This window comes from Agromyces larvae, from assembly GCF_022811705.1.
In the GTDB taxonomy this organism is placed as follows: domain Bacteria; phylum Actinomycetota; class Actinomycetes; order Actinomycetales; family Microbacteriaceae; genus Agromyces; species Agromyces larvae.
This window is the reverse complement of record NZ_CP094528.1, coordinates 2,159,845-2,177,511: the sequence shown is the minus strand read 5'-3', so window position 1 is coordinate 2,177,511 and position 17,667 is coordinate 2,159,845. Positions and strand designations below refer to the sequence as shown.

Genomic DNA, 17,667 nt, shown 5'->3' with positions numbered 1-17,667 from the left:
TGACTCATGGCGCAGGTGAAACTCGACCCCGCTCGTCTGGTGCAAGACGGCGACCACCTCTACGCGATCGCGCAGACTGTCGACAGCGCGATCTCGACGCTGACCTCGAAGCTCTCGGGGCTCGGCGGCATGGCGGGCGACGACGACTCGGCCGAAGAGTTCTGCGAGGGCAGCGAGGGCTACGACGCCATCGCCGGCCCGACGATCGACGCCGTGCGTTCGATCTCGAACGGACTCCGCCTCCTCGACTCGGCGCTGTCGAACACCGCGCGTGCGTACGATGCGGCGCAGAAGCCGGCCGCCGGGCTCGATCCCGCGACCGCGTCGCCGGCCGAATCGACCCCGTACTTCGACGAGTCCACGACCCGGGTGCCGAGCGCGCTCGGGCCCGGTTGGCCGGGCCCGCTGGGCGAGTTCCAGGAGTTCCTCGAGTGGGGTCTGCACCAGCTCGGCGTCGTGATCCCCACCGGTGACGAAGACCAGCTGCAGAAGGCGGCCGATGCCTGGGGTGCGTTCGGCAACAGCCTGCAGAGCGCCAAGACGCGCGTCACCGGCAGCATGACGAACGTCAGCGCGGCGATGCTGCCGCAGCAGAAGGCGATGCTCAGCTGCCGTGACGGGCTCGCCGAGAGCATCACCAAGCTCGGCGAGAGCGCCGATGCCATGCAGGGGTGGATCGCCGACTTCCGCACCCAGCTGCGCCAGACGCGCGAAGAGCTCGGCTGGTTCCTCAAGCAGATGGCGATCGAGCTCGCCGCCGACCTCGCGATCGGCGGTCTCCTCAGCATCGTGACGGTGGGTATCGGCGCGCTCGCGACCGCTGCCAAGGCGACGGCGACGGTGCTGCGCTGGTGCCAGAACATCGCCCAGCTCATCATGAAGCTGAAGACGTTCCTCCAGGGCCTTCGCGGGGTCGCCGGCGTGCTCGTGCGCGGTGCCCTGCACATGGCGAAGGAAGGCATTCAGGCCGGACTCGCCAGCGCGATCGCGACGGTCGCGGTCAACAAGATGCGCCAGAACGACAAGGACTACACGCCGCAGGACGTGGGCGTCGCCTTCGTGTCGGCATTCGCGGGCGGTGCGATCGCGGCCCCTGTCTCGCGGGTGCTCAGCGGCGGGCACGGCGCAGGCCTCGGCCGACAGGTCTTCGGCGAGAGCACGGGCGGCGCGGCCGACGGGTTCATGAGCGCACTCGCCGAGTCGGGCATGACGGGCCAAGAGTTCAATCCCATCTCGAGCATGGCGTTCGGCGCCCTGCTCGGCGGTGGGATGACGCTCGCCGGACACGGCGTGAAGTCGGTGCTCCCGAAGCCCGGCAACGGCACGTCGGGCCCGGGTACCCCCGGCGGAACCACGACGGTTGACCCCTCGGTCGAAGCACCCACGCCCGCCAGCACCGGCGCCGCGTCGTCGTCGCAGGGCGGCGGCAACTCGTCCGCGGCGCCCGACACCTCGAGCATCCCGTCCTCGGTCTCGTCGGGCGGCAGCAGCTCGGCGCAGGGCGGCGGCGGCGTGCACGTCGACATCGACTCGCCCACGGCCGGCTCCGGTGCCGGCGGCGCGAGCAGCTCCGCGGCTGCGGCGAGTGTCGACCTGAGCGTGTCGACCCCCGACGCGGGCTCCGTCTCGAACGGCGGCACGCCCGACGTGTCGTCGAACGGTTCGGTTCCCGATGTCGCGTCGAACGGGTCGACTCCGGATGTGGCTTCGAACGGTTCGACTCCGGATGTGGCGTCGAACGGTTCGACTCCGGATGTGGCTTCGAATGGTTCGACTCCGGATGTCGCGTCGAACGGTTCGACTCCGGATGTGGCTTCGAACGGGTCGACTCCGGATGTCGTCTCGAATGGTTCCACGCCGGATGTCGCGTCGACCGGCTCGACCGCCGACGTGTCGTCGAACGGCTCGACCGTCGATGTCTCGTCGAACGGGTCGACGCCCGACGTGTCGTCGAACGGGTCGATCCCCGACCTCTCGTCCATCCCCGACGTGTCGTCGCACGGTCCGCTCGCCGACGCGTCGTCGCACGGTTCGATCGCCGACGTGTCCTCGACCGGCTCCGCGACCGACGTCTCGTCCAACGCGTCGATCCCCGACCTCTCGTCGATCCCCGACGTCGCCTCCCACGGCCCGCTCGATCTCTCGCCTTCGCAGGGCGACGTGTCGGTCGACGGCACCTCGCCGGCCGATGCCGGCGCCACCGCGACGCCGGCGACCGAGGGCGCAACGGCTCCTGCCGCGAACGAGGGCTCCTCGCTCGACCATGCCGCCGACCCGACGGCGGCCGACTCGACCGCTTCGGACACCTCGGCTGAGCAGGCTGCCTCCGAGGCATCCGATGGCGACGCATCCGATGCCGACCCCGCCGACGTCGACCTCTCTCCCGAGAACGTGGCCGCGGCGGGCGGCGGCGCGGCCGCAGCAGTCGCCGCCGGTGCCGGGCTGATCGGCGGGAAGCCGTCGTTCCTGCCGACCCACGTGGGCGGTGGCGGTTCGACGCCGAAGGCGCCGACGGCACCCGGCTCACCGAACTCGTCGTCGCCGACTGCGCCCACCACCCCGGCGACCCCCGGATCGCCGGTCGACGGCGGAACTCCCGCCGACGCGAGCGGCACGGGCTCGCCCGCTGACGCGTCGCCCACCGGTCCGGCCGAAGCCGGCACGCCGGCGAACGGCGACGGGACTCCCGGCGACAACGCCGACCCGAAGCCGCCGGCCGACGCCGTGCCGCACGCGACCACCGATCGCAGCCTGCCCGACATGGACGCGGCCCGCAGCGAGATCAACCCGAACTACGACCCGTCCGACCCGGCGAACGGGTACGCCACGAACTGCGGCAACACCACGGCGAACTACTTCGACTACCTGAACGGCAACCCGGTCTCCGAGGCCGGCACGGGCACGCTCACGGTCGCGGAGATGGAAGCCCGCACAGGCTTCCCGCAGACGACGGCGACGCCGGCGCAGATCGACGCCACCCTGCGCGAACTCGGTGCCGGTTCGCACTGCGTGGTCGGTCTCGACCGGTCGGTCATGATCGACGGCGAGCTGACCCCGACCGACGGCCACTGGATGACGGCGTACTTCGACGGCGAGACCGTCTGGGCGATCGATGCCCAGACCGACACCCGCACGCCCTGGCCTCCGCACGAGCCGAACGCCTCGCACTGGGATGCCTCGTTCCACCCCCAGAACGTCGTCAACCCCGACGGCTCGCACGTCTACGACGTTCCCGACGCGACGACCCCCGAGGCCGGCGATGCAGGGAGCACGCCCGACCCGGCGAAGACGGGTGCTGACGGCGCCGACTCGACGATCGATCTCGCCGCCGACCGGGCCGCGAACAGCACGACGTGGCAGAGCAAGGCGACGGTCGCACCCGACCACGCCTCGGACGGCTCGCAGGGCGCCGGCACGACGTTCAACGGCTACCAGATCCCCGAGCTGACGCCCGAGATCCGCCAGGAGCTCGATGCCCTCGCCGCGCAGGACGGCTCGCCCATCGTGCGCAACGAGGACGGCTCGTACTCGCTGAAGGAGTCGATCGACGTCGACTCGTTCGAGATGAAGAACCCGAAGCACGACTGGGTGGAGTTCCAGCGCCAGGTCGACCTGCAGCAGCAGGGGATCAACCAGCTCACGATCGCCGAGCTGCGGCACAACATGGACTTCTTCGACCAGCACGGTCGGGTCGCGAAGTCCGAGCAGGCCGCGGCGAACCAGGCACTCGCCGACAGTGGCACGCCGATGAACGGTCGGGCGGTGCTGCACGGTCCCGACCAGGTCGGCGGCGGTCGTCCCGACCGGTTCGACGGAGACGGCGATCTCGGCATCAACAGCTCGCTCGGCAACCAGTGGCGACGCCGGGTCGCCGACCTCGGCATCATGTTGGACGCCGCGGCGGACGCGATCGACCCGAAGCTTCGCGCACACATCAAGGTGAACGTCGACCTCAGCGCCACGAACGTACGCGACGGCCTCACGTCTGCCCAGCCGGCGACGTCGTCGCACGCGGTTGCGGCGACGAGCGCGGGTACCGCGACATCGAACACCACGCCGAGCGCCCCCGGGGTTCGCGCCGGAGCCACGACCGCGGGGACCGTCCAGCAACCCGGGGCGGATGTCACGCCGTCGCCCGATGTGATGTCGACCCCTGACCCGACCGCGACGTCGGGTTCCGACTCGGACCCGACCGGGCAGCCCGCGACAGCAGGCGACCCGGGTGAAGCATCCGGCGACAGCAGTGGCCACGCGGCGGACGCCGAGCAGACCGGACCAGCGACGCCCGGAGACTCAGCCGGGCTCGACGGAACACAGACGGACCCGTCCGACGCGTTCCTCGAGTCGGACCTGAACCGGCTGCCGACCGCCGAGTCGATGACGCATTCGGTCGATTCGACCAACCAGGAGGGGTATCGCACCGACCCCGCCCTGTACGGCAACAACTGCCACCGGGTGGTCACGGCACTCGAATTGCGTCAGCGCGGATGGGACGCGATCGCAGCGCCGACCGTTTGGGGCTTCGACATCGATGCGAACGGCCAGCAGGTCCCGACGCCGCAGGGCCGATGGAACGAATCGATCGCGCGCGACTGGGCCCAGAAGGACGGAACGGTTCGCGACTTCGAGGTGGTGCAGCCGACCCCGGGCGTGCCCGTTGCTCAGGCGCTCGCGGACCTCACCTCCGGGTGGGACATCGGTGCACGTGGCTTCATCTCGGGACAGTGGAAATCGGGTGGTGCGCACATCTTCACGGTGGAGAAGACCGCACAGGGTCTGCGCTTCGTCGACGCGCAGCCCTCCGTGCCGAAGCAGCCGGACTTCGGCCATGACGTCTCGCAGTACCTCGACGAACTGGTCTACGACTATTCGGACCCGGCGCGCCCGCTCCCGCAGCGCGGGCCCGCGTTCGGAATCCATGTGCTGCGTGTCGACGACCTCGTTCCCCGCGAGTCCGTGCTCGAGAGCGTGATGCCGGGCGACGGAGACAAGACGGCACAGATGCTGGAAGCGCTCGAGCCGGCTGACCAGTTGCAGCGGACCGCCGACTGGCAGGCGCAGAACGCCAGACTGATCGCCGAGTACGACTCGGTGATCCACGACCCGAGCGCGTCCCCGACGGACGTGGAGGCGGCGAAACGCTCGAGGCACGCCTTGATGAGGCAGAACGCGAGCCTGATGCGCGGTGAGAAGGCGATCCAGCAGTTCCTGGCGAACCCGCCGGCTCCGACCACGCCCTCGAACCCGCCGGCACAGCCCGGACCGAGCTCGAGCAAGCGGGCGATGGTCGCCGGGGCAGCCATCGGTGCCGCCGCGGCGGGCGCAGGAGCCGTGTTCGCCATGGAGTGGCTTGGCGGTGACGACGAGGATGAGTGAGACTGGCGACATGATGACGGTCGACGAGGCGCGCTCCGCGTTCGAGCAGTACGTCCGCGAGCACCCGCTCCCGCTGCAGGGAACGCTGCATGTCGACGGCTGGTTCGAGGATGCGGACGACTTCCTTCCGGTCTGGGGGGCGCGTGAGTTCTACGTCGACGGAGATCCCACGTACACCCGCATGGACAACCTCGTCGTGCTCATCGACAAGCGAAGCGGCGCCGTGCGACGGGAAGACCGTTTCGCGAGCTTCGACAAGGTCAAGAAGATGACTCGGGTCGCCTCTTCGTAGACCGGTCGACGGTCACGTGGAGGGGGTGCCCGAGGAGCGGTGCTCCAGTTGGGCGCGCCGGCGACGACAACCGTGCGCTCTTCATCGCGCAGCGCACAGCTGAGGTGCGTCTCGGCGACGGGGCGCTGAGCGCGGTGATCCACGCCACCCTCTCCGCCGCGCACGGCATCGCCTTGTCGCAGTCGCTTGAGCATCGAGCAGTACGACGCTCGTTGCGCCGTTCGCGGTGGTCGAGGTTCCGATCCCCGGCCGTTCGGCCTGAATCGCTCAGGTCGTGCGGCGTGGGAGGGTGAGGGACATGGCGGCATCGGCAGAACTGGACGCGTTCCTCGATTCGGTGGCGTCGTTCACGCCTGAACAGTTCGCGACGGTCTTGAGTGAGGCGCGACGGATCGGTGCGAAGGCACGGTCGGCGGCGCGGAAGGCCGCGAAGTTGTCCGCGGCCGACTTCAGCGCGCTCGACCATCGGGTGCGTGCGCTCCTCGAGCCCTTGCACGAGGCGTTGTCCGCCGCCGGCCCGGGTGCGGTGTCTTCGGCAGTATCGGACACGCTTTCGGCGGCGCACGGCATCGTACGTCGGACGCGTCTCTCGTCCGAGGAGTACCTGGCGCTCGTCGGGCCGTTCATCGTCGCGGGTGCGATCGCGCCCGAGGCCGACCAACCGATCGACGAGTAGCGCTCGGGAACGTCGACACCGACCGCCGTGTCGGAAGAATCACGATGCTGGATCAGCCCACCGTGCGCTTTCGAGGGTCGGTACCTTCCGACGATCGCCTCCGACTGGGTGCGGGCCGATGGCACGCGACGCCAGTTCTCACAGCTCGACGACGCATCGAAGTACCTCGACCGCATGTACTTCAACGACCCGAAGCGCGGGGACATCGAGGTGTTGCGCGTCGACGATCTCGTCCCGACCTCCGAGGTCGTGAAGACGGCCAAGCCCGACATCGCGTCCGAGCGCTCCCTCGTGGAGCAGTGGAGCCGCAGCACGGACATGGCGGACCGCCCCCGCGAGATGATCGATCGCGAGATCGCCGCGAACAACCGCTGGACGGCGAGGAGGACCAGAACTGGCGTCTCGAGGAGGGCCTCCGTCGGTTCGAATCCTCCCTCCCTCCGGTCGCAGCGCTCCCGCAGCAGAGCGCGCGACTCCCGCATTCGAGCGTGCTGCTCCCGGCTGCGGGGCTCTGGCCCGACCCGCACGCGCCGTTGGGTGCGGTGCGAGAATGGCTGAGCAACGACGAAGACGATGTCGACCAGGAGGCGTGACGCGTGGTGACGATCCAGGAGGCGCGGCGGTCGCTCGAGCAGCACTTCGGCGAGCATCCGCCGGCGATCTCGGGCCACCTGCACATCGGGTCGGAGTGGTACGAGGACGCGGACGATGTTCTTCCGACGTGGGGTTCTCGCGAGTACCTCGTGGACGGCCATGTGCAGTTCAACCGCAACGACAACCTCGCGATCTTCATCGCGAAGCGTACGGGTGAGGTGCGTCGTGAGGCGTACATCCTGAACCTCGACAAGATCGATGCGATGACCCCGGTCGACGCGCCCGATGCCTGATCTCGAGGCACTCGCGACCGATCCGCGTTTCGTGGCCGCGCTCTCGGCCGCGCGCTACGAGCGGTTCGAGTGGCACGAGGCACTGCTCGCCGTCGGCGACATGGAGGTGCTCTACCTGGTTCGTTCCGTCGGCGGGCGGTTCTCACTGAACCTCAAGTCCCGCTCGTCGGCGGAGCGCGAACGCGCGACGGCGGACGAGCTGGAACTGATCGTCGACTTCCTTCGGTTCCTCGTCCGGTCGGATGTGCAGGTCGTCCACCGCGGTGACACACTGCCGCCGGGGTTCCAGATCGAACCCGGCGCAGGTGCGCTCACGCTGGTCGCTCCTGACGAAGCGTGGCGCCTCACCGTGCCCGACGGTACGGCGGCTCGCGTTGGGCTGGTCGCCTTCGCGGTCGAGGGCCGCGATCGCTGACTGCTTCCGGTTCACGGCTGCTGTCGCTTTTCCCTAGGCTGGCGTCATGCCTACGCTCGATCCAGACGGCTCGCTCGACGCCTTCCTCACGGCGGTTTCCACGTTGTCCGCCGACCAGTTCGCCCGTGTCCGCGAAGCGGGAAAGCGTCTCGGCCCGGCGCCGCGCATCGCGGCGAGGAAGGAGGCGAAGCTGTCAGCCTCGGAGTTCAGCAACCTCGACAAGCGCGTGCGCGATGCGGTCCGGCCGCGGCACGAAGAACTCGCCGCACTTGGCGACGGCGCGCTGAGCGCGGCCATCCACGACACCCTCTTCGCCGCACACGGCATCGCTCGTCGTACTCAGTTGAACGTCGAGCAGTACGACGCGCTCGTCGCGCCGTTCGCGGTGGTCGAGGTCCCGATTCCCGCTCACGACGCCTGAACGCGAACGGCAGTACTCGCGTCAGTCCGCGAGTCGCTGCAGCGCGCCGGTGACGACCAGGTCGCGGATCCCACGGAAGTCCTCCGCGAGTCGGAACCGCAGGCCGCCACCGGGCTGGCCGAACCACGGGGCGACGAGTTCGGCGTGGACGAGGACGTCGCCGGCGGTGGTGAACCGGTGCAGGCGCGCGCCGTCGCGCAGCGAGGTCGGTGGAAGCGAACGTGCCTCGACCGGTGTTCCGGCGGGGAACAGGTAGACGCCGTCGAGCGCTCCGATGCGGTCGAGGACGAGCTCGGCGGGGAGCGAGATGAGCAGCGAGCCTTGACCGAGTCGGCCGGCGAGTTCGGTGTAGTGCGGGTCGGCGGCTGCGGCCAGCGCGTTCAGCTCTGCGGCGCTCGCCGATCGGGGCGCAGGGAGCTCGCGATCGACGTACTCGAGCAGGGTGCCGACGGCCTCCTCGGCCGAAGCGGACGTCGCCAGGGGGAACTCCCGACCGTAGTCGACGGTGACCAGCGTGTAGCCGTCGCCGCCGCCGCGAAGGGCGAGGGCGCGTTCCATCGGCAGCACCTCGTCGCCGGGGAGCACCACCTCGTTGGGGGCTGCGCCGCGCTGGCGGCAAGGAGGCCAGCCGGGCGACCCGTCCGTCGGCGGCGGAGAACTCCGAACTCGAACACCTGGTGCGCGAGTCGCTGCTGCCACGAGCCGAGGAACTGAACAGCGCACGCCCTGGGCTGCATGCCGACGCGAAGAGCGTCGGCGTGATCGCGGCGCGGGCGGTGCTGCAGCGCGGCCAGCTCACCGACGCACAGTACGACGTGCTTGTACTGCCGTTCGTGGAGGCCGGCGTGGACGCGCCGGGCCGCTGAGCAACCGGGTGAGGCGCGACCCCCGGCAGTCCACCCTGTCCACATGGGCAGCCCTCCCCATTCCCGCGGCCCGTGCGATGGGTAGACTTCCGCGGGGCGACGCGTCGCGTCGGCCAGTCACCCGAACCAGGAAGACCCCGCATGACTTCGTTCCGCAGTTTCGACCCAGTCGCGCCGATCTCCGACGAGACGATCGCCCGGTTCGCGGGGCAGGTACCCGCCGAGGTGGTCGACAGCTGGCGTCGCTACGGTGCCGGCCTCGTCGGTGACGGGTACTTCCGGCTGGTCGATCCGGCCCGGGCGGCCGAGATGCTCGACGGCGTGCTGGGGCTCCCCGAGGGCTCGACGGTGCTGTTCGCGACGGGTCTCGGCGATCTGATCGTGCACGCGAACGGTCTGTACCTGCTGGTCAAGCCGCGCTGGGGTGTGCTCGACGTGATCGAGGGCGTGGGTTTCGACGAACTGGTCGCCCACCTCGAGAATCCCGCCGAGCGGGAGTCCGCCTGGGAGTGGGAGCCGTACCCGGCTGCCCGCGACCGCGACGGCGTGCCCGGCTTCGAGGAGTGCTTCGGCTTCGTGCCGCTGCTCGCCCTCGGCGGGCCGAACACCGCCGATCACCTGCAGCTCGGCGGGCTCTGGGAGCACCTCGCGCTCATCGTCCGGCTCGCGGGTGTGCCGCAGGTGCGCGGGGTGGTCGCGTTCGGCGAAGGAGCGACGGATGCCTCCGGCGCAGCCGGTGCGGGTGCCGGTGCGAGCCGCGACCGACTCGTCGAGGTCGGTCACGAGCTCTTCGCGAAGCTGACGCAGAACGCGACCCTGAACGTCATCGACCTGCCCGACGGGCTCGGGGTCTGCGTCGTGCACGTGGCGCGCGGCGGCGGCAAGATCTACGTCGCGCCCGACGAGTCGGTGCTGTTCGTGGGCTCGGCCGTCGACTTCGAGGCGGGGCTCGGCGCGTTCCGCGACGGGGTGCGCACCCCGCGTGAGAAGTTCGATCTGAACGGGGGCGGCCGATGAGCGACACGCTCGCCGAGCGCTGCGCTCGCCTGCAGGCGCCCGTGACCGAGCTGATCGCGGTCAGCCTCTCGGCCGCCTACCGCCCGCAGGATCTGCCCGAACTGTCCCGGGCGATCCGCGCGGTCCGGGGCATCCTGGCCGAAGACCCGAGCGGTCTGCCCGACGGCCCCTTCACGCAGTGGCTGCCGACGGCGCTGCGCAACCTCGACCGCATGCAGGAGGCCGTCGACCGCGGCGATGCGGCCGCCTCCTACGCGGTCCTCACCGACAAGACCGACGGGTTCATCCGTCTCACGGTCGGCTGCGCCGGGTTCCCCGGCTGGTCGCCCGACGGCGAGGGCTGAGCCCCGACGGCGAGGGCTGCGCCCCGACGGCGAGGGCTGAGCCCGGCGAGCGATCTCAGCCGAACGCGGATCCGCGCTCAGCCCCGCAGGAACGGGTCGAGGAACCCCTTCACCGCGGCGGTCGACGCGGGCTTGGTGAACCCGTCGAGCGGCACTTCGCGCAGTGCGACGAAGGCGTTCTCGCGCAGGACGGCCGCCGGCAGCGGCTGCCAGGCGTTGCCGACCTTCCCGCTGACCGTGCCGTAGCCGATGCCGTCGGCCTTCGCGATCCACAGGGCGCACGCGACCGATCCGCGGCCCGCGGGCAGCGGCAGGTACAGGCGGGGGTCGCCGCTGCGGAACCGCTCGAGCACGGCCGGTGCGTCGGCGGCGGCGAGCTGGAGTCGCTGCGCGGTGAGCTTGCGCAGCCGGGTGCCGGTCGCGACCCGCTCCCAACTGTGCGACCAGGTGACGAGCAGTGAGATGCCGTAGGCGGCGGCGCCGAGGCTGAGCACCACCACGCCGGGGGCGACCAGGCCGCGCCCGCCCGAGCGGCGGCCCTCCCACGACGCGGCGTCGGCGAGGAGCCAGTCGTAGTTCAGCACGGCGAGCACGGCGCCGACGAGGCCCGCGACGGTCAACAGGATCGCGACGATCGTCTTCGGCATCGAACGGACCTGGCGCACTTCGTCGGGGATCGCAGCGAAGGGGAGTTCCTCGGGGGAGAGTTTCATGTTCGGTCCTTCTCGGAGGCAGCGGTGAGAGCGCGTCAGGCCGCCGGTGTCGGCCACTTGTGGTCGAGCATCGGGTTCTTCCAGCTGAAGTAGTCGAAGATCCCGGTGAAGCGGGCGGTCGGGATGCCGCGGCGCGCCGCCGCGTCCATCAGCACCTGGGCCGACTGCTGGGCGGTGCCGTCGTCGAGCACCGCGTCGAGCAGCATGGGGATGAGCCCGCGGCGAACGCCGTCGAACGGGTCCCACAGGCTCACCCGCTCGGAGCCGGGTGCCCCGGCGAACGCCTGCTTCAGTGCGGTGCCGTCGCGGACGCCGAGCTCGCAGAGCAGCGTCCCGCTGCCGGCCTTGAGCGCGGCGCCGGCGAGCACGCCCGACAGCGGGAGGCGGGCCATCCGCGCGGACCGGCTTCGGTCGTCGAGCACGCCGACGAAGACGATCTCGCTCCACGGGATGAGCGGGGCGCCGGCCATGCGCACCCCGTCGTCCGAGACGGCGAGAGCGAGCCCTTCGCCGCCCGCCGTGAGCAGACGCTGGGCGCGTCCGCGCTGGACGGCGGCGACCACGGACAGCACCGCCGCGAGCGCGCCGAGCGCTGCGAGGATCCCGATCGGCCACCCGTCGTCGACGAACATCATCACGGAGACGACGACGAGACCCGCGGCGAAGATCGCGCTCACCGCGAGGATCCACCCGTTCCAGCGCTTCGCGCGCGCGACCCTGGCGCGGTCGACGTGCGCCTCGTATCCGATGCTCGACATGATCCCCTGCGTTCCGGGCGCCTGCGGCGCCTCGGGCAGCATAACCGAGCGCGTACCCTCGAAGGGTGCCCGCCTCGAGGAACGACGCGTGGGTCGTCGCCGGTTTCGCCGCCGCGCTCGACCTCGCGCTGGTGGTGTGCGCGTTCGGGCTGGTGAGCCTCGCCACCGACGCCGAGGTCGTCGGCGACCCCGCCGTGGGCGTGCTCGTCGGGCCGCTTTCGCTCGGAGCATCCGTGGCCGCCCTGCTCGTGGTGCTCGGCTTCCGACTGCGCCGTCCCGACCGAATGGCCGGCACCGTCGTCTGGTCGGCGCTGGCCGCCTGGGCGGCGCTGGTCGCGGTCGCGATCGTCGGCCATGCGCTGTCGACGACCGGATCGGTCGCCGCGAGCGTCGTCTTCGGGTTCGCCTTCGGCATCGGATGGTTCGGGGTGCTCGTTCCGGTGCTCGCGGCGGTCGTGGCATCCGTCGCGGTGCTCGTCGCGCGCGGGCGCGCCGCCGGAATGGACCGACCGCGGTGGCCGTGGGAGCGCGATGGAGCCGAGTAGGGTGAACCGCGTGGAGGGGTCCATCGAGGCGCGAGTGAGCCACGAGGTCGACAGCTGGCTGCGCTGGCTGCCGCGGTGGCGCCCCGGCACGCACCGGGGTCGGGTGCGGCTGTGCCAGAAGTGCTTCGGGTCGCCGATCCTCGCGGCGGCCGGGCTCGACGTCGACGTGCCGCATCCCGTGCAGCACGCCTTCTCGATGCGCATGAAGGGCGTCATCGACGACGCCGTCGATGATTACACGGCCCGCAACCTGCCGATGCTGCACCGTGAGATCCGCCTCGCCGAAGAGCGCAAGGCGCGCCGCCCGTACCGCGCCGGTGAAGGCCTGGATCCCGAGTTCCGCGGGCTCGACCTCGACCCCGAGCCGGTGCCCGACCAGCCGTTCCTGTTCACCCTGTCGGGTCTCGAGGCGGCGGCCGCCGCCGAATCGGCCGAGCCGGCGCCGCGGCCGTTCACCCCCGAGGAGAAGGAGGCGCTGCGCGAGGAGGTGCGCCTGGCGGACGAGTTCGCCAAGCAGCTCGGCCGGCGCATCTGCGTCGAGCTCGCGCAGCACCGCTACCGCATCTCGAATGCGGTGGAGCGGCTGGTCGAACCGCAGGTGGCCGATCTGCTGGCCGATCTCGACCGCGAGCTGGATGCCCCGGGCTGGCCGGGCTGACGCGCCTGATCGCCGCCGTTGACGCTCTCGGCGAACATCGCCCCGGAGCATCCGCGCTCATTTGACCACCGCGTTACGTCGCATTACCATTGATCGGGTGTGCGCGTTGTCGCGCGCCTGCGTCCTGCGCTCGGGAGACCGATCGCCGGGCCGGGTTCTCAGCAGCGCACCTCAGGGCTTCCGGCGCCATCGCCGGAACGGGCCCCCACGGCATACCCACCACCGAAGGCACTGCGGTTCCGCAGTGCCGGTGGGTCGTGATGTGAAACCCATCATCGCTGTCACCGTGCAGCACAACAAGGAGATGCAGTGCCAACTATTCAGCAGTTGGTCCGCAAGGGCCGCACGCCGAAGGTCACCAAGACCAAGGCGCCGGCCCTGAAGGCCAACCCCCAGCAGCGCGGCGTGTGCACGCGTGTGTACACCACCACCCCGAAGAAGCCGAACTCGGCGCTCCGCAAGGTCGCCCGTGTGAAGCTCTCGAACGGCACCGAGGTCACCGCCTACATCCCCGGCGAGGGCCACAACCTGCAGGAGCACTCGATGGTGCTCGTGCGCGGCGGTCGTGTGAAGGACCTCCCCGGCGTCCGGTACAAGATCATCCGCGGCGCGCTCGACACGCAGGCCGTCAAGAACCGCAAGCAGGCTCGTAGCCGCTACGGCGCGAAGATGGAGAAGAAGTAATGCCTCGCAAGGGTCCCGCTCCGAAGCGCCCCGTCGTCGCCGACCCGGTGTACGGCTCGCCGGTCGTCAGCCAGCTCGTCAACAAGATCCTCATCGACGGCAAGAAGGACCTCGCTCAGCGCATCGTCTACGAGGCGCTCGAGAACGTCGCGACCAAGTCCGGCCAGGACGCCGTCGCGGTCCTGAAGAAGGCCCTCGACAACGTGCGCCCCACCCTCGAGGTGCGGTCGCGCCGCGTCGGCGGCTCGACCTACCAGGTCCCCGTCGAGGTCAAGCCCCACCGCGCGAACACCCTGGCGCTGCGCTGGCTCACCAGCTACGCCAAGGCCCGTCGCGAGAAGACCATGACCGAGCGTCTCACCAACGAGATCCTCGACGCGTCGAACGGCCTGGGTGCCGCGGTCAAGCGCCGCGAAGACACCCACAAGATGGCCGAGTCGAACCGCGCCTTCGCCCACTACCGCTGGTAGTCGGGCAGAGCGGATGCCACGAGCCCAGCACGTGGCATCCGCTCACCCCCACCCGCTTTCGTTCCTGAACCATCCCGGAGGAACCCCGTGGCACAAGACGTGCTCACCGACCTGAGCAAGGTCCGCAACATCGGCATCATGGCCCACATCGATGCCGGCAAGACCACCACCACCGAGCGCATCCTGTTCTACACGGGCGTCAACCACAAGCTCGGCGAGACGCACGACGGCGCCTCGACGACCGACTGGATGGAGCAGGAGAAGGAGCGCGGCATCACGATCACGTCCGCCGCGGTCACCTGCTTCTGGAACAAGAACCAGATCAACATCATCGACACGCCGGGCCACGTCGACTTCACCGTCGAGGTGGAGCGTTCGCTGCGCGTGCTCGACGGCGCGGTCGCCGTCTTCGACGGCAAGGAGGGCGTGGAGCCCCAGTCCGAGACGGTGTGGCGTCAGGCCGACAAGTACAACGTGCCGCGCATCTGCTTCGTCAACAAGATGGACAAGCTGGGCGCCGACTTCTACTTCACGGTCGACACCATCATCAACCGCCTCGGTGCCAAGCCGCTCGTGCTGCAGCTGCCGATCGGCGCCGAGAACGACTTCGTCGGCGTCGTCGACCTGATCGAGATGCGCGCGCTGGTGTGGCCGGGCGACGCCAAGGGCGACGTGACCATGGGCGCCAAGTACGAGGTCCAGGAGATCCCCGCCGACCTCAAGGACAAGGCCGAGGAGTACCGCCAGGTGCTGCTCGAGACCGTCGCCGAGACCGACGACGCGCTGCTCGAGAAGTACTTCGGCGGCGAGGAGCTGACGGTCGCCGAGATCAAGGGCGCCATCCGCAAGATGGTCGTCAACTCCGAGATCTACCCCGTCCTGTGCGGCTCGGCGTTCAAGAACCGCGGCGTGCAGCCGATGCTCGACGCGGTCATCGACTACCTGCCGTCGCCGCTCGACGTGCCCGCCATCGAGGGCCGCAACCCGCGCAACGAGGACGAGGTCATCGAGCGTCACCCCGACGCCAACGACCCGTTCGCCGCGCTCGCGTTCAAGGTCGCGGTGCACCCGTTCTTCGGGCGCCTCACCTACGTGCGCGTGTACTCGGGTCACCTCGACTCGGGCGCCCAGGTCATCAACTCGACCAAGGGCAAGAAGGAGCGCATCGGGAAGATCTTCCAGATGCACGCCAACAAGGAGAACCCGGTCGACTCGGTCACCGCGGGCAACATCTACGCCGTCATCGGCCTGAAGGACACGACCACGGGCGACACCCTGTGCGACCCCGACAACCAGGTCGTGCTCGAGTCGATGACCTTCCCCGAGCCCGTCATCGAGGTCGCCATCGAGCCGAAGACCAAGGCCGACCAGGAGAAGCTGGGCACTGCGATCCAGAAGCTCGCCGAAGAGGACCCGACCTTCCGCACCGAACTCAACCCCGAGACCGGCCAGACCGTCATCAAGGGCATGGGCGAGCTGCACCTCGACATCCTCGTCGACCGCATGAAGCGGGAGTTCAAGGTCGAGGCGAACGTCGGCAAGCCCCAGGTCGCGTACCGCGAGACCATCAAGAAGACGGTCGAGCGCCACGACTACACCCACAAGAAGCAGACGGGTGGTTCGGGCCAGTTCGCGAAGATCCAGTTCAAGCTCGAGCCGCTCGAGGTCGAGGGCGACAAGACCTACGAGTTCGTCAACGCCGTGACCGGTGGCCGCGTCCCGCGCGAGTACATCCCCTCGGTCGACGCCGGCTTCCAGGACGCCATGCAGTACGGCATCCTCGCGGGCTACCCGATGGTCGGCGTGAAGGCGACCCTCACGGACGGCGCGGCGCACGACGTCGACTCGTCCGAGATGGCGTTCAAGATCGCCGGCTCGATGGGCTTCAAGGAGGCCGCGCGCAAGGCCGGCCCCGTTCTGCTCGAACCGCTGATGAGCGTCGAGGTCCGTACTCCCGAGGAGTACATGGGCGACGTCATCGGCGACCTGAACTCGCGCCGCGGCCAGATCCAGTCGATGGAGGACGCCGCCGGTGTGAAGGTCGTGCGTGCGCACGTCCCGCTCTCGGAGATGTTCGGATACATCGGAGACCTGCGGTCGAAGACCTCGGGCCGCGCGGTGTACTCGATGGAGTTCGAGAGCTACGCGGAGGTCCCGAAGGCTGTGGCCGACGAGATCGTCCAGAAGAACAAGGGCGAGTGAGTTCCCTCCGGGGAATTCTGCCTGGGAGCGCAGCCCGACCGGGTCGCGTAACATATACACACAACCCCGTAACCCACCGAGTGCAATCCAGCGCCCGGCGAGGTTGCATGTAGTCCTGAGGAGGACCCACAGTGGCTAAGGCCAAGTTCGAGCGGACCAAGCCGCACGTCAACATCGGTACGATCGGTCACGTCGACCACGGCAAGACGACGCTCACCGCGGCGATCTCGAAGGTGCTCGCCGACAAGTACCCGTCGGCCACCAACGTGCAGCGCGACTTCGCGTCGATCGACTCGGCTCCCGAGGAGCGCCAGCGCGGCATCACGATCAACATCTCGCACGTCGAGTACGAGACGCCGAAGCGCCACTACGCGCACGTCGACGCTCCGGGTCACGCCGACTACATCAAGAACATGATCACCGGTGCGGCTCAGATGGACGGCGCGATCCTCGTGGTCGCGGCGACCGACGGCCCCATGGCCCAGACGCGTGAGCACGTGCTGCTCGCCAAGCAGGTCGGCGTGCCCTACCTGCTCGTCGCGCTGAACAAGGCCGACATGGTCGACGACGAGGAGATCCTGGAGCTCGTCGAGCTCGAGGTCCGCGAGCTGCTCTCGTCGCAGGGCTTCCCCGGCGACGACGCTCCGGTCGTGCGCGTTTCGGGCCTCAAGGCGCTCGAGGGCGACGAGAAGTGGACCCAGTCGGTCCTCGACCTCATGGAGGCCGTCGACGAGTCCATCCCCGACCCGGTGCGCGACAAGGACAAGCCGTTCCTCATGCCCATCGAGGACGTCTTCACCATCACCGGTCGTGGCACGGTCGTCACGGGTCGCGCCGAGCGCGGCACGCTGAAGATCAACTCCGAGGTCGAGATCGTCGGCATCCGCCCGACGCAGAAGACCACGGTCACCGGTATCGAGATGTTCCACAAGCAGCTCGACGAGGCGTGGGCCGGCGAGAACTGCGGTCTCCTCCTCCGCGGCACCAAGCGCGAGGACGTCGAGCGCGGCCAGGTCGTCGTGGCCCCGGGCTCGATCACCCCGCACACCGTGTTCGAGGGCACCGCGTATATCCTGTCGAAGGACGAGGGTGGCCGCCACAACCCGTTCTACGCGAACTACCGTCCGCAGTTCTACTTCCGCACCACGGACGTCACCGGCGTCATCACGCTGCCCGAGGGCACCGAGATGGTCATGCCCGGCGACACCACCGACATGACGGTCGAGCTCATCCAGCCGATCGCCATGGAGGAGGGCCTCGGCTTCGCCATCCGCGAGGGTGGTCGCACGGTCGGTGCCGGTACGGTCACCAAGATCATCAAGTAAGTCCTCGCACTTACGTCG

Annotated in this window: 18 protein-coding genes; 15 read left to right on the top strand and 3 right to left on the bottom strand. The window is 69.6% G+C overall.

Features of this window, described 5'->3' with window-relative positions:
• Positions 1-6 precede the first annotated feature (6 nt).
• The 6 genes from MTO99_RS19260 to MTO99_RS10590 all read left to right on the top strand — a co-directional run bounded on the left by MTO99_RS19260 (position 7) and on the right by MTO99_RS10590 (position 8,067).
• Positions 7-5,376, top strand: a complete 5,370-nt coding sequence (locus MTO99_RS19260) for a polymorphic toxin type 15 domain-containing protein (protein ID WP_243553580.1) — start codon at positions 7-9, stop codon at positions 5,374-5,376.
• A 10-nt stretch (positions 5,377-5,386) separates the two neighbouring features.
• A complete protein-coding gene (locus tag MTO99_RS10610) occupies positions 5,387-5,668 on the top strand; it encodes a hypothetical protein (RefSeq protein WP_243553579.1) in 282 nt (93 codons plus the stop codon).
• 298 nt (positions 5,669-5,966) lie between these two features.
• A complete protein-coding gene (locus tag MTO99_RS10605; protein ID WP_243553578.1) occupies positions 5,967-6,344 on the top strand; it encodes a hypothetical protein in 378 nt (125 codons plus the stop codon).
• A gap of 596 nt (positions 6,345-6,940) precedes the next feature.
• Entirely contained in the window at positions 6,941-7,231 is a 291-nt protein-coding gene (locus MTO99_RS10600) for a hypothetical protein (protein ID WP_243553577.1), read from the top strand.
• Positions 7,224-7,646 carry a hypothetical protein gene (locus tag MTO99_RS10595; RefSeq protein ID WP_243553576.1) on the top strand — a complete coding sequence of 141 codons (423 nt, stop codon included), beginning with the start codon at positions 7,224-7,226 and terminating at the stop codon, positions 7,644-7,646. Before MTO99_RS10600 ends, MTO99_RS10595 begins: the two co-directional genes overlap by 8 nt.
• 46 nt (positions 7,647-7,692) lie before the next feature.
• Complete coding sequence (locus MTO99_RS10590) at positions 7,693-8,067, top strand: hypothetical protein (RefSeq protein WP_243553575.1); 375 nt, start codon at positions 7,693-7,695, stop codon at positions 8,065-8,067.
• Between the two features lie 21 nt (positions 8,068-8,088).
• On the opposite strand, the gene MTO99_RS10585 is transcribed toward MTO99_RS10590, so the two are convergent.
• Positions 8,089-8,625: a TNT domain-containing protein gene (locus MTO99_RS10585; protein ID WP_243553574.1), complete on the bottom strand. Its 537-nt coding sequence runs from the start codon at positions 8,623-8,625 to the stop codon at positions 8,089-8,091.
• Positions 8,626-8,744: 119 nt separating this feature from the next.
• Here MTO99_RS10585 and MTO99_RS10580 point away from each other — a divergent pair, with 119 nt between their 5' ends.
• From MTO99_RS10580 to MTO99_RS10570, 3 genes are all read left to right on the top strand, one after another.
• Positions 8,745-8,933, top strand: a complete 189-nt coding sequence (locus MTO99_RS10580; protein ID WP_243553573.1) for a hypothetical protein — start codon at positions 8,745-8,747, stop codon at positions 8,931-8,933.
• A 141-nt stretch (positions 8,934-9,074) separates the two neighbouring features.
• Positions 9,075-9,950, top strand: a complete 876-nt coding sequence (locus MTO99_RS10575) for a T6SS immunity protein Tdi1 domain-containing protein (protein WP_243553572.1) — start codon at positions 9,075-9,077, stop codon at positions 9,948-9,950.
• A complete protein-coding gene (locus MTO99_RS10570; protein ID WP_243553571.1) occupies positions 9,947-10,294 on the top strand; it encodes a hypothetical protein in 348 nt (115 codons plus the stop codon). Before MTO99_RS10575 ends, MTO99_RS10570 begins: the two co-directional genes overlap by 4 nt.
• A gap of 77 nt (positions 10,295-10,371) precedes the next feature.
• Here the strand turns inward: MTO99_RS10570 and MTO99_RS10565 are convergent, their stop codons facing one another.
• Entirely contained in the window at positions 10,372-11,007 is a 636-nt protein-coding gene (locus MTO99_RS10565; protein ID WP_243553570.1) for a hypothetical protein, read from the bottom strand.
• Between the two features lie 35 nt (positions 11,008-11,042).
• Positions 11,043-11,765, bottom strand: a complete 723-nt coding sequence (locus MTO99_RS10560) for a hypothetical protein (protein ID WP_243553569.1) — start codon at positions 11,763-11,765, stop codon at positions 11,043-11,045.
• A gap of 65 nt (positions 11,766-11,830) precedes the next feature.
• On the opposite strand from MTO99_RS10560, the gene MTO99_RS10555 reads away from it, so the two are divergent.
• The 6 genes from MTO99_RS10555 (at position 11,831) to tuf (ending at position 17,649) form a co-directional block, all read left to right on the top strand.
• Positions 11,831-12,310 carry a DUF6121 family protein gene (locus MTO99_RS10555; protein WP_243553568.1) on the top strand — a complete coding sequence of 160 codons (480 nt, stop codon included), beginning with the start codon at positions 11,831-11,833 and terminating at the stop codon, positions 12,308-12,310.
• Positions 12,311-12,320: 10 nt separating this feature from the next.
• Entirely contained in the window at positions 12,321-12,968 is a 648-nt protein-coding gene (locus MTO99_RS10550; RefSeq protein ID WP_243553567.1) for a spermidine/putrescine ABC transporter substrate-binding protein, read from the top strand.
• Between the two features lie 309 nt (positions 12,969-13,277).
• A complete protein-coding gene (gene rpsL, locus MTO99_RS10545; protein ID WP_056734914.1) occupies positions 13,278-13,652 on the top strand; it encodes a 30S ribosomal protein S12 in 375 nt (124 codons plus the stop codon).
• Entirely contained in the window at positions 13,652-14,122 is a 471-nt protein-coding gene (gene rpsG / locus MTO99_RS10540; protein ID WP_243553566.1) for a 30S ribosomal protein S7, read from the top strand. Before rpsL ends, rpsG begins: the two co-directional genes overlap by 1 nt.
• Before the next feature lie 87 nt (positions 14,123-14,209).
• The gene (gene fusA / locus MTO99_RS10535) at positions 14,210-16,324 is read left to right on the top strand and encodes an elongation factor G (protein ID WP_290428383.1); all 2,115 of its coding nucleotides are present in this window, start codon (positions 14,210-14,212) and stop codon (positions 16,322-16,324) included.
• A 131-nt stretch (positions 16,325-16,455) separates the two neighbouring features.
• Positions 16,456-17,649, top strand: a complete 1,194-nt coding sequence (tuf, locus tag MTO99_RS10530) for an elongation factor Tu (RefSeq protein WP_243553565.1) — start codon at positions 16,456-16,458, stop codon at positions 17,647-17,649.
• Positions 17,650-17,667: the final 18 nt, after the last annotated feature.